We start from the raw sequence: 15,656 nt of genomic DNA, 5'->3' as shown, positions 1-15,656 counted from the left end.
CCAAGTTTCGAACGTTCGTACGATAACCGGAGCGCGGTCACCTCACCCGCTCCCAGCAGGGGTCCCGGATCCGCCATTCGGCCCGGCCCGCCTGCGCGGACGCCGGGCTGCCCGGACTGTGGACGCATGACTTTCGCTGATGAGGTGAAGAACGCCGTCACCGCACGGGCCGCCCTGCTCGTCATCGGCGTGCTCGCGCTGCAACTGCTGTTCATCGCGTCCTACGTCGGCGCACTGCACCGGCCCGACCCGACGGACGTCCCCTTCGGGGTCGTCGCCCCGCAGCAGGTGTCCGGGCAGCTCGTCACCCGGCTGGACGGCCTGCCCGGCGACCCTCTGGCCCCGCGTACGGTCACCGACGCGGCCGAGGCCCGCAGGCAGATCGAGAACCGGGACCTCGACGGCGCCCTGATCGTCAGCCCCACCGGCACCGAGGACACCGTGCTCGTCGCCTCCGGCGGCGGCACGGTCCTGGCCACCACCCTGGTCAAGATCATCAAGGAGGCGGAGGCATCCCAGCGGCGCACGGTGCGAGCGGTGGACGTCGCCCCCGCCTCACCGGACGACTTCGACGGGCTCTCGTCGTTCTACCTGGTCGTGGGCTGGTGCGTGGGCGGCTACCTCTGCGCCTCGATCCTGGCGATCAGCGCGGGCGCCAAACCGGCCAACCGGGAACGCGCGCTGATCCGCACCGGGGTCATGGCGCTGTACTCGATCGCGGGCGGGATCGGCGGCGCGGTCATCATCGGGCCGATCCTCGGCGCACTGCCGGGCAGTGTGTGGGGACTGTCCGGGCTGGGCGCCCTGGTCGTCTTCGCGGTCGGCATGATCACGCTCGCCCTGCAGGCACTCACCGGCATCGTCGGCATCGGCCTCGCCGTCCTGCTGATCGTGATCGCGGGCAACCCGAGCGCGGGCGGCGCCTTCCCGCTGCCGATGCTGCCGGACTTCTGGCGGGCGATCGGCCCGGCCCTCCCACCCGGCGCGGGCACCTGGGTCGCCCGCTCGATCGCCTACTTCCACGGCAACGCGGTCACCGGCCCCCTGCTGGTGCTCTCCGCCTGGGCGGTCGTCGGCACCGCCCTGACCCTGCTCCTGGCGATGCGCCGCCGGAGCCCCGAAGCAGCCCGGGAGACGACGGCACCGGGCGGCTCGACCGTCGTCTGAGGCCCGGCGCCCGGGAGCCCGGCGGCCCCCGTCCGCCGGCGCGCGGCCCCTGCGCCCCGGCCTCTCGGGGCCGCGAAGGTCAGCCCGGCACCCGGCGAGGCCCGCCGCCCGCCCTGTCCCGCAGAGCCGCCGGTGCCCCTGGCGCCCGGTCCCCCACCCTCCCGCGAGGGTGGGGCGCGCCTCTCACACCTGGGCGCGGAGCGAGTTCAGCAGCGCGGCGCCGCGCTCGGCGTCGTCCACGCTCACCGCGAAGTCCCTGCCCCGGGCCCGCACGACAAGGCACTCACCGCCCCGGAGCATCACCGTGGTGCCCAGGCCGTTCAGCCGGTACCCCCAGCCGCCGGCCTGCGCGGGGGTGCGGTGTTCGACCCGGGCCGCCTCGATGTCCCGCACGGCCCAGCGCCGCACCGGCAGACCGAACGGGCCGAAGGACACCTCGAATCCCGCCTCGCTGACCCGCGTCCGGACGGAGGCACACTCCAGGAGCACGAGCGAGACGAACGCGGTCGGTGCGATCAGTGACCAGTTCGGCCCGGCCAGCCCTCCCGCCCAGGCCAGGACCGCCGCCACGGCCACCAGCGCGGCCAGGGCCGAGACCGCGTGAAGCCACGGGCTGGAGGTACGCGAGAACCAGACGAGTCGCCGCCCCTGCGGGATCTCCATCCGCGGGCCCTCCGCCGCCCGCCCCCCGGCCGCGGACCGGTCGCGGCCCGCGAACCAGGCGACCACCCCCGCCCCGGCCGCCACACCGATGGCCACCAGGGCCCCGCCCGTCACCGAGCCGGCCTCACGCCAGTCCTGACGGTCCAGGTTCGCCCGTACGATCGACGCCTGGGCGCCGACGAGGAGCAGCCCGGCCGAGCCGAGGGTGGCTCCCACCCAGCCCCTGGTCGCGCCGCCCGCCCGCCGCCACCCGAGCACCACACACAGCGCCAGCCCCATCCATACGAGCGCCGGGAAGACCACCGCCGCCCACAGGGGCATGGATCCGTCGGGCCGCCCGCCTCCGCCCCAATGGGTCGCCAGCCTCTCCGGCAGGCGCCCCCGCGCGACCAGCGGCAGACCCACCAGCAACGCCGCGACCCCGGCCGACCATCCGGCCGCTCCCCACGCCGCCCCACTCCCACGCTCCGTCGAACCGCTCACGCCATCCCCCTGATCATCTCTACGAGGTCGCTCCTGCTGTACCCCAGGCGGGCCGCCTCGCCCACCAGCTCGCGTACGCGCTCCTGCACCAGGGACCGCCGGTCCGCCCCGGCGGCCACCGTCACACCGCGGCCGCGCCGGAACTCCAGGACACCCTCGTCCCGCAGTGCCCGCAGGCCGCGCAGCACGGTGTTCACGTTGACGCCCAGCGCCTGGGAGAGCTCCCGGGCCGAAGGCAGCCGGTCTCCCTGGGAGCACTCCCCCTCGGCGACGGCACGCCGGATCGCGCCCGCCACCTGCTCGTGCAGGGGGCTGCTGTCCGCAGCATTCAAGTTCAGCAACATGGTGCTAATGACGATAGCACCATTCATTTCCATGCGTCTCCCGCACCGCCCCCGGTCCACGCGGCGGGCCGCTACCGGCCGGGGACCCGGGGGCCACCGGCCGGCACCCGGTTCACCCCGGCTACTGTCTGCTCGTTCGAAACGAGTCCCGGGCCAGGGGGCTGCGGGCGGGAGGGGCTTCATGAGCGGCACGGAATCCGTCGACAGCGGGTGGAAACTGAACGGCGAAGAGGGCGGGAGACTCGCCGGCCGGTGGTGGAAGTGGGCCTTGTCCGCACCCGAGGGCCGGAGCCCGGTCGAGGACACGACGGGCGAACACGCGGCCGTGAACCAGCCGCACGACCTCTGGTTCCTGGCCGGCACCTACGGTGGCCGGGTGGAACGGCGCTGCGCGATCCCCTCGGACCGGCCGGTGTTCTTCCCGGTGCTCAACATGCAGCACTCCAGGTCGTATTCGAAGGTGCCCCTGTCCATGAAGGTCGCGGAAGCCGCGGCCTCGCTCAACGGCATTCCGCTGCCACTGCGGGAGTTCACCGCCCCGTTCCGGACGGGACTGATCCAGCGCTACGCGTGGGGAATATGGGGCGGCATGGCACCGCTGCTGCCCGGCCAGTACGTACTGGAGATCAGGGCGAGGGCCACGAACGGCTTCTGGGTCGACACGACCTATCACCTGGAGTCGCAGGGGCGGTAACGGCGGCCTTGCGGGGAGCAGCGACCGGTGGTGAACGGCGGCCGGGTGGGGCTGCGGCGACCGGTTGCCGGGCACGGGACGGCCGGCCGGCCGCTCCGCCGTGTCACCCGAGCCCGTGGCGAGAACGGGCCCGCCTCCCCACAGCGGACCGAACCTTTGGCAGCTACCTGACGAAGCCCTGGGCATGGCAGGTACATGGCTTCATTCTGGAGCGGCCTCGCGAGACCGGCGAGGAGTACGGCCGGCACAACCCCCTTATTTCTTCCTCCGGAGGTTGCTCATGCGTCGCCGCTTCACCGTCCCGCTCGCCGCAGTCACCCTGTCGCTCCCGCTCGCCCTGATCCCCGCCGCGTCCGCCTCGGCCGCCCCGTCGGACAAACTGCAGGTCCTCAGCTCCTGGACCCAGACGAGCGCCTCCAGCTACAGCGCCTGGAACACCGCCCGCAACAACCAGAGCGCCTGGGCCGCGTACGGCTTCAACTGGACGACGGACTACTGCAGCACCTCCCCCGACAACCCGTTCGGCTTCCCCTTCCAGAAGGCCTGCGCCCGCCACGACTTCGGCTACCGCAACTACAAGGCCGTGGGCCTGTTCTCCGCGAACAAGTCCCGCATCGACTCCGCCTTCTACGCGGACCTGAAGCGCGTGTGCGCCCGCTACACCGGCAGCCAGCTGGAGGCGTGCAACACCACGGCATGGACCTACTACAAGGCAGTGGACATCTTCGGCATCGCACCGGCCGAGGCGAACACCGCCGGACTCTCCCGGGCCGCCTGACCTTCGCCCCTCCGCCCGGGCCCGGGCACCGGCAGCCAAGGCTCGGCCTCCCGGCCGGAGGTGACGACCGGGCGGGCCGGCCATGGACCCCCTCCAGTTACGATCACGGCCCACCACACCGCAGTTCAGGGAGGGGCGGGGCCGTGACAGAGGGGCTGAGCAGCACCACGGAGGAGGCCGTCGTCGCGCTGCGGTACGAGCTGGGCCGGCCGGACTGGTCCGACGCGTTCCGCGCCCGTGGGCGGGCGCTCGGGATGAAGGGCCGGATGCGGGGACTGGCCTTGCCGGTGTTCCTCGTAGGAGCTGTGTGGCTCCTGTCCGGCGACGCCCTCATGGCGGGATTCGCCTTCCTCGGCTGCGTGTCGGGGCTCGCCCTCAGGACGGGCGCCCTGGCCGCCTGGCACACCAGGATGGGCGCCCCGCTGGGGCCGTGGAGCGTGGCCGTCGCCGACTCCGGCGACGGGGTGCGCTTGGCCTGCGCGGACATGGAGACCCGCCGTGGCTGGCGGAGCCTCGGCGGATACGTGGAGACCGCCACCGGATTCGTCCTGCTGTCACCCGCGCCCTACCTCCTCGTCGTGCACTACCTGCCGAAGCGGGCCGTGGGCAGGGAGGCGACGGACCGGCTGCGCGCGATACTCGACCACCGCCTGCCCCACCGCGGCGTCCGACCGCAGCACCCCAACCGAAGTTCGGTACGATCCGCGGGATCTTGACACCGGGGAGGGCCCATGGCCGAGGGCAGCAGTACCGCAGACACCGAACGCCTCGACGGCGGTGTGGAGGTTGCCCGCCACGCCGACGGCACCCTGGACGAACGGACCGGCGCCCACCTGTCGTTCCGGCCCCAGCCCGCGGACACCCTGGTCGGCCTGCGGGTCCGCGGGCGGATCAAGCGGACCGGGCTGCTGCTGCGCACCGTCTTCCTCACCCTGTGGGTGGGGCAGTGGGTGCTCTCGACCGTGGGCCGCGGGCGTGTCGACGCGGTCTCCACCGTTCTGTTCCTGTTCGTCGTCCTGGTGCTGTGCGGGTATCCGCGCCTCCAGGCCGCCAGTGTGCAGCGGCTCGTCGGCTGGCAGGGCGAGTACCGGGTCACCGTCTCCCCGGCCGGGATCACCTGCGCCAACGACCACAGCGCACTCACCCAGAAGTGGTCCGTCTTCCGGGGCTACCGCGAGACCGCCGGGCACTTCGTCCTGCTCAGCCGGGACCCCAACATCATGTGCCTCGACGTCCTGCCCAAACGCGGCGCCCACGAGGCCGGGGACCTGGGCCGGCTGCGGGAACTGCTGAACGAGCACACCACCCGGATGTGACCACGGGACCACCCCCGAAGCCGCATGGCCGACGGCACAGCGCCTCCAGGATCCGGCAGCCCCGTCGTCAGCGACGCCGAGGAGGATGCCCCCGCCGCCGCCCTTGCCCGCGAGGTCGTTGGCCATGGCGCAGACAGCGTTACCGATGGCGTCTCCGCGCTTCCCCTCCCGCTTCCCCTCCCGCTTCGCGGACCGCTTGAACTCAAGGGTCGGGGTCTCACAGGTACCGAGGAGGTCGGCCAGGTCAACTTCTTGTCCGTTCACACTGGGATTGTGCCGGTTTTCCCGCACTGGCGGCTTCCACGCCTCCCGAGCGGCCGGAGCCGCCTGCTGCGGGCCCAGCGGCGGTGGGCAGCCAGCGCGGCACGGCCAGCCCTCCACGCCTGTTACGTCCGCAGGGCGTATGTGACGTTCTGGTCGGCCCGGCCCGTGCTGCGGGCGCCCCCGGACGTGGACGCCGAAGACGTCGTGGACGGTGGCGGCCGTCCAGTCCTCGGCCCGGGGTCCGGCCGGGACGACGCCGTGGGCGTGGCTGGTCGTGGTCACCGCGGCGAACGTGTCCGACCGGGAAACCGGCAGGCTGTGTCCGCGAGGGCGTGAGGCTAAACCAGCTCCTCGCGGGTACCCGCGTCAGGAAGGCGCGTCGTCCAGGACCCGCCAAGGGTGTGAGCCCTCCGATGCAGAGGGAGTGGGAATGAGGCTGCGCGACTTCGCTCCGGCCACAGCATCCCGGTGTTCGGCGGAGGTGCTGAGCGGCCGGTACCGTCTGGACGGCGTCGTCGGCTCGGGCGGCGCTGCGGACGTGTACCGCGGGTTCGATCTGCGGCTGGGACGACCGGTCGCGGTCAAGGTCTTCCGGCCCGACGCCTGCACCGGCGGGGAGGAGAGCCTGGCCGGCGAAGCGTTGATCCTGGCCCGGTTCCACCACCCCGGACTCCTTACCGTCTACGACGCCGGGCAGCACGACGGACGTACCTTCCTGGTCATGCAACTGGTCGAAGGGACCACGCTGAAGGGGCGCATCGCCGAGGGCCCGCTGCCCGTCGGCGACACAGCCGCACTCGGTGCGGGCATCGCCCAGGCGCTGGGTCACGCGCACGACGCGGGAATCGTCCACCGCGACGTCAAGCCCTCCAACGTTCTCCTGGACCATGCCGACCGGCCCTACCTGGCCGACTTCGGTATCTCCCGACGTCTGGACACGACCACCCGCACCGCCACCGGCACGCTCGTCGGCACACCCGCCTACCTCTCTCCCGAGCAGGTCCTCGGCCAACCCGTCGGTCGGCCCACCGACATCTACGCCCTCGGCCTGGTACTCCTCGAATGCCTCACAGGAAGGCTCGAGTACGACGGTGGCCCCCTCGAGGCCGCCATCGCACGCCTGCATCGTCACCCCGTCCCGCCCCGTGAGCTGCCCGAAGAACTGAGCAGCCTGTTGCGGGACATGACGGCCTTGGACGAGCAGGCCCGGCCATCGGCCCGCGACTGCGCCCACGCACTGAGCGCGGTGGCGGACTCCGCCCCCGTGTCCCTCGTCCCACCGACGCCCACCCCGAGTCCCGCCGCTGCCCGGCAGTCGTCACGGACGGTCGGCCGCACTCAGGCGAATCCGGTGACGCACGACGCTGCCCCCCGCACACCCGTTCGGAGGCGTCTCCTCGTAGTCGGTACGGCCTCCGCACTCACCGTTGCCGTGGCGACCGCGGTCGTCGTCACCGGCACCTCCGCTCCGCCGGACAGCAGCCGTGTCACCACCACGGTCACCGGTACCCCCGGCCGCACGACGGACGCAGCAGGCAACAACGCGCAGACGGAGTCGGCCACCTCTCCAGCGGCTCCGTCCTCCGGCCGCAGCACCGCTGCCGACACGCGTCCCGCCGGCGCATCCCGGCAAGGCCTCCCCTCCACGTCCCAGAGTTCGCATGGCGCACGCGCTGACGGCGCGGGCGCCCGCGGGTCAGACGACCGGGCGACACAGGCCGCGCCACGGGACGAAGACACCTCAGGAGCGCCACCCGGAAAAGACCGCGCGACCCAGCCCCCCGCTCAACGGTCAGGGAAGGCGGACAAGAAGGAACAGGCCGAGAAGAAGGCCCGCAAGGGGCCCGAATCGGCGGCCGGGGAACGCTGACACCCACGCGACTACGGCCGGGAGGAGCCCCGCGACGAGTCCGTCCCACCGGACGCACGGGGAAAGCACGGCGCCCGTGTCGCGCCTGGTACGTGCCTGGCCTGGCCCCGGCATCCGCGCGCGGAGCGCCGGGAGGCACCAACACATCGTCCGTACGCCGGCCCGCCGTCCCGGCCGGCCGCTTCCCGGACCGCGACGCCCCTGGGATCCGCGGCGAGGGAGCGCGCTCCGGCGGATAAGGGGCCCGTCCGGCTTGTACGGGTGCTGTACGAGTCCGGGGCAGTGACGCGGGAGTGGCCCCTGCTGTTGAACCATGTCCCGTCGCAGTGGGGTGGCCGGAAGGGTGTGAGGGCAGTGCGGGAGACGGGTAATGGGCGAGCGACGAAGGTCAAGGCGAAGGAGGACAACGATCTGCCGGGGATGTGGGTGGCGTACGGAACGCTCCTCCAGCACCTGCGCAGGCGTGCCGGACTGAACCAGCAGGCGCTGGGCGAGGCCATCGGGTACTCGCTGGAGCAGGTCGCCTCGGTCGAGCAGGGCAGGCGGGCGGCGAAGGTGACGTTCACGGTCGCGGCGGAGCGGGTGCTGGGGGCGGGGGGCGTGCTGGACGTGCTCCAGACCGAGGTGGACCGGGCGAAGCTTCCCCGGTTCTTCCGCAACTTCGCGCTCATCGAGGCGGAGGTGCTGAGTCGCTTCTCGTACGACCCGCTCCTGGTGCCGGGACTGCTGCAGACGGAGGCGTACGCGCGAGCGGTGTTCGCCGGCCACTGCCCGCCGTTCAGCGAGGAGATCGTCGACCAGCACACTGAGGCCCGGCTGGGCCGCCAGCGGCTGCTGACGCGGGACCCGATGGCGGAGTTGTCGTTCATCATCGGTGAGGAGGCGTTGCGGAACCCCGTGGCCGGCGTCGAGGTGATGCGGGAGCAGTGGCGACACCTGCTGGAGGTGGGCATTTCGCGCAATGTGGAAGTCCAGGTGATGCCGGCCGGGAGTGGCTTCCATCCCGGCCTGGACGGTCCGTTCGTCCTGGTCGAGACGAGTGAGCTCAGGCGGCTCGGATACATCGAGGCGCAGGAGATCGGGTGCATCGTCAGTGATCCTGCAGACGTCAGCGGCTTCGCATTGCGATATGGCAAGCTGCGATCGCAGGCGCTGAACGCCCAGGAGTCTGCACGGCTCATCGAACGGCTGGTGGGAGAGACATGAGCGTGAAGCAGGGAACCGGGAACGTGCACGAGCTGCGCTGGTTCAAGAGCAGCTACAGCGGATCGGGCGGCGGAGACTGCCTGGAGGTGGCCGCCGGCCACGGTGCGGTGTACGTACGGGACTCGAAGGTCACGGGCCACGGTCCGGTACTGCGGGTCGGCCGTGGCGAGTGGGCGGCGTTCGTGTCGCTTGCTCGGAGCTGACTTCAACAAGATTCTCGACGGAATGACGGCCCCCGCAGCACGTGACGTGATGCGGGCGCCCCTCGTCATGCGTAAGGCGCAGACGGTGCCCCCGGGACCGGCAGCCGGTGAGGACCGGGCTTGTCCTGAAAGCGCCCAGGACGTCCGGATACCACGGAGCGGGTTCCCGGAGCCGGACACCCCCGGCACCCCCGAACACCCCTGAACGCTCCGAACACCTCCGGTTCCCCATCACGCGGAGTGCCGCAATCGCCCTGGATAGGACATCATCGAACGGGCAGCACACGCCGGGCAGTTGCTGCCCGGCCGGTGGCGGGGCGAGCGGGCGGAGGCGGTGGGGTGCGCAGTCGGGTGCGCGTGTCGGACGGGCGGCAGCTGATGGTCGAGCGGCAAGGGGATCCGCGCGGCCGACCGGTCTTCCTCCTGCACGGAATGCCGGGCAGCCGACTCGGACCCGCTCCCCGCGGAATGGTGCTCTACCAGCGCAAGATGCAGCTGATCGCCTACGACCGCCCGGGTTACGGCGGTTCCGACCGGCGGCCGGGACGCCGGGTGGCGGACGTCGTCGACGACGTGCGGGCGATCGCCGACTCCCTGGGGCTGGAGCGGTTCGCCGTGGTCGGCCGGTCCGGTGGCGCGCCGCACGCCCTGGCCTGTGCCGCACTGATGCCCGACCGGGTCACCCGCACCGCCGCACTGGTGGGCCTGGCCCCCTGGGACGCCGAGGGCCTGGACTGGTTCGACGGGATGGCCGCGTCGAACGTGCTCGCGTACTCCAGGGCCGCGGCCGATCCCGACGGGCTCGCCCAGTCCTTCATCAGCCGCTCGGCGGAGATCCGGCAGGACCCCGCCCGGCTCCTTGACGACCTGCGCCGGGAGCTCACCGACTCCGACCGGACCGTGGTCAACGACGCGGGGATCCGCGCGATGCTGCTCGCCAACTACCGTGAGGGCCTGCGGCATTCGGCGTACGGATGGATCGACGACGCCATCGCGTTCTGCCGGCCGTGGGGGTTCGACCCCGCGGAGATCACGGGCCCCGTGATGCTGTGGCACGGCGAGAAGGACGTGTTCTCACCGGTCGGCCACTCCCGCTGGCTGGCCGGACGGATCCCGGACGTCACCGCCGTGATGGAACCCACGGCGGCGCACTTCGACGCGCTCTCCGTACTGCCCTCGGTGCTCAACTGGCTGCTGGACGACCGGGAAGCCGCAGTCTGCTGAAAACAAGGAACCGAGGAAACAGGAAACGGGGAGACAGCGCAACGGGGAGACAGCGCAACGGGGAGACAGCGGAACGAGAGACGAAGGCGGCGGAGGCTCCGTCCGGGAGCCCCCGCCGAACCCTCACACCGACATCGGTTCCAGCTCGCGCCGGAAGCGGCGCTCGTCCCGCGCTATCCGGGTCAGGGGATGGTCGTCCCCGAGCTGCCGTGCCAGTTCGTCCCCCGTCTCGGTCCGTAGCCGCAGCGCCTCGTCCGTGCGCCCCATCGCGTCGAGCGTGACCGCCATGTTGGACATCATGGCCAGTGTCTCCGGGTGGTGCGCCCCGAGGACCTCCCTGAGCTGCCCCGACACCTGGCGTTCCGTCTCCAGCACGATCTCCAGCTCACCCCGGTCGGCCGTGGCGTTCGCCAGGTTCATCACCGAGAACAGGGTGTTCGGGTGCTCGCGTCCGAACACCTCACGCATCGAAGCGACCACCCGGGTCAGCAGCGTCTCCGCGTCCTCGGGGGCACCCGCGCCCGAGAGGTAGACACCGAGGTTGTTCTGTGCGGCCAGCGTGTACGGGTGCTTCTCCCCCGGCACCTTCATGTACTGGTCGACGACCTCCTGGGCGGCGTCCCGGGCCTCCGCCGCCTCCCCGGCGGCGAACAGGTCGGCCGCCATGTTGAGGTCGCACGCCAGCGACTCGGGGTTGGCCGACGTGTACTTGGCCCGGTACCTCGCACGGGTGGCCACGGTCAGCCGGCGCGCGTCCTCCAGCCGCCCCGCCCTGCGCAGCGACACCGCCAGGCTCTTGGCGGCGCTCAGCGTGGTGGGATAGGTCCGCCCGAGTGTCGCCTTGAAGCTGTCGTACGTACGGGCGAGCAGACCCACGGAGTCCTCGTATCGTCCGACCTCCCGCAGGTCGCGGGCCAGACTCATGGCGGAGGACAGACTGTACGGGTGCTCCGGTCCCAGCACCTCGGACCGCAGGTCGTAGACGTCCTGGTCGATCTCCCGGGCCCGTGCGTACTGCCCGACACTGCGCAGGTTCAGCGCCAGGTTGTTGGCCGCGGCCAGGGTCCTCGGGTGCCTGTCGTGGAAGATCTGGCTGAACCCCTCGTGCGCCTCCGTCGCCAGCTCGATCGCCCGGGTGTAGTCACCGAGGAGTCCCAGGTCGATGGCGAGGCTGCTGGTGGTCATGTACGTGTGCGGATGCTCGGGCCCCAGTACCTCCCGCTGGCGGTGGAGGGTGAACTCGTCGAGCTCCTTGGCCTCCACGTACCGCCCACGGGTGCGCAGGATGTTGGAGAGGTGGAAGCACAGGTACAGGTACTGCAGGTCCCGCTCCCCCAGCATCTCCAGCCAGACCTCGCGCAGTTCCTCGCCCAGCGCTCCGGCGGTGCGGACGTCTCCGCGCTTCCACAGGTAGCGCACCCGGTCGATCAGCAGCCGCCGGGTCTCCGGCTCCCTGCAGTTGCGCGCGTCGGAGGGCCCGAGGTGCGGCCAGATGGTGGCGAAGCGGGGCCACGTCTCCGGGTTGTCGATCGGCTCGTCGTCGTCGGGGCGGGCGCCCGCCAGGATGCGGTGCACGACGTGCCGGGCCTCGCGCTGCTCCTCGTCGCTGAGCTGGGCCCGGATCACGGCCTGCACCAGGCGGTGCACCTGGATGGAGTTGGACACCTGGTCGACCTTGGCGAGGGCGAAGCGGCCGATCTCCCGGATGACCCGGCCGAGGACCAGCTTCTCCTGGAGCGAGGCGTCGTACGGCTTCAGCGCCTCGATCATCTCCTTGCTGTAGAGGAGGTTCGCGGAGATCGGCTCCGGGGCGAAGAAGGCGCAGAGCTGGAGCAGCCGCACGGCGGCGGGCGACCGCTCCTTGAGGCGGGCGATGGAGATGTTCCAGGTCGCCGCGACGGGCTCCGGGTAACCGGCCGGCTGGTTCAGGGCCAGGACCTGGGGAGCCTGGCGGGCCAGCTGGTCCAGGTACGCGTCGATGGGGGTGGCGGTCTCCGCGATCCAGGCCGCCGCCTGCTCGACGGCGAGCGGCAGGTCCCCGACGGCGGTGGCGACCGCCGCGGCGTCCGCGTCGCTCAGGCCCGGGGCGCGGCGCTGGAGGTGCTCGATCGACTCCTCGCGGAGGAACACGTCGACGGGCAGCGCGTCACCGTGCTGGGACCAGGCCTGGTTCCTGGAAGTGACCAGGATGTGGCCGGATCCGCCTTGCGGGAAGTAGCGCCTGAGCCGTTCGGGATCGTCGGCGTTGTCGAAGACCAGCAGCCAGCGGTCGGACGGCACGCCACGTCGCAGCAGGTCAACGGCCTCCTTCGAGGCGGCGGACATGTCGTCGCCGCCCTGGGCTCCGAGACGTACGGCGAGTTCGGCGAGGCTGGCGACCACGTCGTCGGTCTGCTCGGACGATATCCACCACACGAGGTCGTAGTCGGCCATGAAGCGGTGCACGTATTCCAGGGCCACCTGGGTCTTGCCGACACCGCCGAGCCCGTAGAGGGTCTGCGGCTGCGGCAGTACCACGGCCATACCGCCACCGAGCTGGTCACGCATCCGCTCCAGGACCATGGAACGGCCGGTGAAGCCCGGGTTGCGCGGCGGCGCGTTCCAGATCCGCGGCACGGTGCCGGGGAAGCGGGGGCCGGGCGACACACCGTCGCCGAGTTGTACGGGTCTGTCCAGGGCCCGCATCAGAGCGGTGGTGGCGTGCACCTCGTCCAGCCGGAACAGGTCGACCGGGTTGCGGTCGATGTAGGGCGCGGACAGCCGTACGTCGCTGACCCTGAGCGGCAGCAGCTGCCGCCGGCCGCCGCCCGGATCGTCCGAGACCGCCCGTTCCCACAGGTCCACCGCCCGCTGGGACTTCAGATAGGCACTGGAGAGCAGCACCACGGTGCGGGCCGCGGTCTCGGGCGGATGGTGCCCGGTGTCGGGGGAACCGGGGTCGGCGGACACGTCACGCGGCACGACCCGGAAGCCGGCCCGCGTGAGGACCGATTCGACCCAGTCGGCCCACATCCGGTTCTCCGCCACGTAGCTGAGGAAGAGGTCGGCGGGCAACGCGGGCCTGCGCCGCGTGAAGGCGTCACGGATGCGCAGCCGTACCTCCTCGCCCACCGGGGGCATGGAGGTGATCTCCTGCTGGGTGACGACCGCGGTGAGGCGTTCGAAGGCGGACAGCAGGGAGTTGCTCAGCCCCGCCTCGTCGCCGAAGGTGGCGAGGGTCTCCTCGTACGCGTAGTAGGGGCGGTATGGGATCTCCACCGCGCCCCAGTAGGCAGTGAGTTCGTCGCCGGACAGGTCGCGGGGCAGCCTGTCGAACTTCAGCCGGGCCAGGGCGCGGCCGGCGTCGGCCTTCTCCTTCTCCCCCTCGTCGATCCGCATGGGAACGGGGAAGATGGAGATGGGACGGCCGGTGTAGCGCTCGGCGATCTGCCGGGCTACGGCGGCGGCGCCGTCGATGGACTGGTCGCTGAGGGTGAAGCAGTCGACGAGCACGTCCGGGAGGTGGACGGTGCAGATGTCGGCGATGTCGCTGAGGCCGGTACGGCTGTCGATGAGGACGTAGTCGTAGTTGGCCTTCATGTCGTCGCGCAGGGCGTCGAAGAAGTGGCCGCCGCCGAGCCGGTCGTAGAAGTTGTCCCAGTCGAAGGTGGAGACGGTGGCGGAGTACTCGCGGTTCTGCCGTCCGGCGGAGACGAAGTCGAGTGTGCCGCCCCGCGGGAACTCCCAGCCGAGCGCCTCCGGGTTCAGGGAGACCGCGTGCGGCTGGATGCGGGCGTAGTCGCGGTGCCAGTCGTCGGCGCGCTGGGCGGGGTTGGTGGCGGCCCAGGCGTACTCGGTGATCAGGTCGATCACGCCCGTGGTGGCGCCGAGGGTCGAGGGATCGAGGAAGGGGTGGAAGAAGCGGTGGAGTCCGGGGGCTTCCAGGTCCCAGTCGACGGCCAGGACCCGCTTGCCGTTGGCCGCGAGGATCCAGGCGGTGTTGGCGAGGGCCATGGTGCGGCCCGTGCCACCCTTGTACGAGTAGAAAGTGACGACGCGCCCGTCACGACCGGCTGTCATACGTCCTCCGCATCCGTCGCAGGGTCGTGCATGTCGGGTATGAACTGCGTGCTGCCGCCCATGGGCCCCATCAGCCGCGTCCGTTCACTGTGCCGTCCGCCCGCGGGGGGATAGACCGCGGCATGCCGCAGATACTGCTGGGCGGCCACCTCGACCACTTGGGGAAGGATCTGCCCGAACGCCTCCATGGTGGGTACCCCCTTGGCCGCGGCGCGGCAGAAGGCCCGCCCCTGCCGCATCTTGGCCGGCATCGTCTGCTCGAGCTTCTCGGTCAGTTCGGCCTCCGCGGCCCTGCTCTGATGGTCCTCCCTGCACCAGGGCACCACCATGGTCACCCAAGGCCGGTTCTCCGCGTCGAAGGCGGCGAGCCGGCGCCTTCGGTCCTCGTCCTGCAGCGCCCAGCGGTCGACGAGGAGTATCTCCGGGGTACTGGGGGTCTGCTTCCCCTCCGGATGCCCTGATTCCTCGTCGAACGAGGTGACGACGGCCTGGTAGTTGAGGGAACGCACCAGTTCCTCGGCGACGTAGGCCAGGGGTCTGGCCGCAGCCGGGTGGTAGGGATTCCACTCCTGGGGGTTGTCGCCGTAGTAGACCGGGTTGCGCCCTTCGGGCAGATCATGGCGGGTGGGCGCCGCGATGGTGATGCGCATGGGCCGAGGAGCACCCGCGCCGCTGTCCCGGGGCCCGAACGCACTCGGGACGAGGCGGAAGTCGAGCGGTCTTCCCGAGTCGATGCGTACGGTGTCGGCCACGCTGACAATGCGTTTCGCCAGTTCGTAGACCGCCCGCTCGTATTCCTGGGCGAAGATCCGGAGTTTGATCAGCCCGTACAGGCCGTCGCTGACGTAGCGGTCACCGAAGTCACGGTGATTGAACTGTAACCGCTCTGCGGGGCCCGGTAGTTGGCTGGGTGGTACCGGGACCCAGAGTGCGGGGACGATCGCCTCTGCCGGCTCGTTCGAACGGGCTCTGTGGTGGATGGCCCGCTGTTCGAAGGCGTACCACTCCTTGCCGCACATCTCACTGGCGAAATAGCGAGGGGAGAACAGCGGCACGAAGACCCGGCAGTTGGCCAGCACGCCACCCAGCCGTTCGGACCAGCCCTCCCCCGAGCGCATTTCCCGGTCCATGAAGCCTGCGGCAGCACCGGCGGGCAGGTTGGTCATGGCCATCACGTGGCCGCAAAGATCTTGGAAAAGCCGTTCGACCCACATATCCGGGTCCGTCCCACCGCCGTACCCCGGTGTATGCGCGTAGCTGAGAAAGAAGTACGGCCGATGGTCCGCTCGCTGCTGCGTCAATGCGTGCACACGACCCCCGTCCTGTGTGAGCACCCGCATCCCGGGACTGTGGAGGGGTGCGAGCGCATTCATCATTCCGGAGCG

The 15,656-nt window shown here is 71.2% G+C and carries 13 protein-coding genes; 9 read left to right on the top strand and 4 right to left on the bottom strand.

The window, feature by feature from the left end:
• Positions 1 to 126: 126 nt before the first annotated feature.
• Complete coding sequence (locus ACH4VO_RS14975) at positions 127 to 1,167, top strand: DUF3533 domain-containing protein (protein WP_360986536.1); 1,041 nt, start codon at positions 127 to 129, stop codon at positions 1,165 to 1,167.
• Between the two features lie 183 nt (positions 1,168 to 1,350).
• Here ACH4VO_RS14975 and ACH4VO_RS14970 read toward each other — a convergent pair whose 3' ends face one another.
• Both ACH4VO_RS14970 and ACH4VO_RS14965 read right to left on the bottom strand, forming a co-directional pair.
• Positions 1,351 to 2,313 carry a DUF1648 domain-containing protein gene (locus ACH4VO_RS14970; protein ID WP_360986539.1) on the bottom strand — a complete coding sequence of 321 codons (963 nt, stop codon included), beginning with the start codon at positions 2,311 to 2,313 and terminating at the stop codon, positions 1,351 to 1,353.
• On the bottom strand, positions 2,310 to 2,657 hold the full coding sequence (locus ACH4VO_RS14965) for a GntR family transcriptional regulator (protein ID WP_360986542.1): 348 nt from the start codon (positions 2,655 to 2,657) through the stop codon (positions 2,310 to 2,312). Before ACH4VO_RS14965 ends, ACH4VO_RS14970 begins: the two co-directional genes overlap by 4 nt.
• 181 nt (positions 2,658 to 2,838) lie before the next feature.
• On the opposite strand from ACH4VO_RS14965, the gene ACH4VO_RS14960 reads away from it, so the two are divergent.
• From ACH4VO_RS14960 to ACH4VO_RS14925, 8 genes are all read left to right on the top strand, one after another.
• The gene (locus tag ACH4VO_RS14960) at positions 2,839 to 3,351 is read left to right on the top strand and encodes a hypothetical protein (RefSeq protein WP_360986545.1); all 513 of its coding nucleotides are present in this window, start codon (positions 2,839 to 2,841) and stop codon (positions 3,349 to 3,351) included.
• Positions 3,352 to 3,631: 280 nt separating this feature from the next.
• Positions 3,632 to 4,129, top strand: a complete 498-nt coding sequence (locus tag ACH4VO_RS14955; RefSeq protein WP_360986548.1) for a phospholipase — start codon at positions 3,632 to 3,634, stop codon at positions 4,127 to 4,129.
• 143 nt (positions 4,130 to 4,272) lie between these two features.
• Positions 4,273 to 4,845 (top strand): YcxB family protein, encoded by a 573-nt coding sequence (locus ACH4VO_RS14950; protein WP_360986551.1) that lies wholly within the window; start codon positions 4,273 to 4,275, stop codon positions 4,843 to 4,845.
• Between the two features lie 15 nt (positions 4,846 to 4,860).
• Complete coding sequence (locus tag ACH4VO_RS14945; RefSeq protein ID WP_360986554.1) at positions 4,861 to 5,445, top strand: YcxB family protein; 585 nt, start codon at positions 4,861 to 4,863, stop codon at positions 5,443 to 5,445.
• Positions 5,446 to 6,139: 694 nt separating this feature from the next.
• Positions 6,140 to 7,579 carry a serine/threonine-protein kinase gene (locus tag ACH4VO_RS14940; protein ID WP_360986557.1) on the top strand — a complete coding sequence of 480 codons (1,440 nt, stop codon included), beginning with the start codon at positions 6,140 to 6,142 and terminating at the stop codon, positions 7,577 to 7,579.
• 354 nt (positions 7,580 to 7,933) lie between these two features.
• A complete protein-coding gene (locus ACH4VO_RS14935) occupies positions 7,934 to 8,785 on the top strand; it encodes a helix-turn-helix transcriptional regulator (RefSeq protein ID WP_360986560.1) in 852 nt (283 codons plus the stop codon).
• Positions 8,782 to 8,988 (top strand): DUF397 domain-containing protein, encoded by a 207-nt coding sequence (locus tag ACH4VO_RS14930; protein WP_360986563.1) that lies wholly within the window; start codon positions 8,782 to 8,784, stop codon positions 8,986 to 8,988. Before ACH4VO_RS14935 ends, ACH4VO_RS14930 begins: the two co-directional genes overlap by 4 nt.
• A gap of 339 nt (positions 8,989 to 9,327) precedes the next feature.
• Positions 9,328 to 10,212 (top strand): alpha/beta fold hydrolase, encoded by an 885-nt coding sequence (locus ACH4VO_RS14925; protein ID WP_360986567.1) that lies wholly within the window; start codon positions 9,328 to 9,330, stop codon positions 10,210 to 10,212.
• A gap of 123 nt (positions 10,213 to 10,335) precedes the next feature.
• Here ACH4VO_RS14925 and fxsT read toward each other — a convergent pair whose 3' ends face one another.
• The gene (gene fxsT / locus ACH4VO_RS14920) at positions 10,336 to 14,271 is read right to left on the bottom strand and encodes an FxSxx-COOH system tetratricopeptide repeat protein (protein ID WP_360986570.1); all 3,936 of its coding nucleotides are present in this window, start codon (positions 14,269 to 14,271) and stop codon (positions 10,336 to 10,338) included.
• Positions 14,268 to 15,611, bottom strand: a complete 1,344-nt coding sequence (fsxC, locus tag ACH4VO_RS14915; protein ID WP_360986573.1) for an FxsC protein — start codon at positions 15,609 to 15,611, stop codon at positions 14,268 to 14,270. Before fsxC ends, fxsT begins: the two co-directional genes overlap by 4 nt.
• Between the last annotated feature and the right edge of the window lie 45 nt (positions 15,612 to 15,656).

The organism is Streptomyces sp. NPDC020780 (genome assembly GCF_044334475.1).
GTDB lineage: Bacteria > Actinomycetota > Actinomycetes > Streptomycetales > Streptomycetaceae > Streptomyces.
This window is presented reverse-complemented; position numbering and strand designations above follow the sequence as displayed.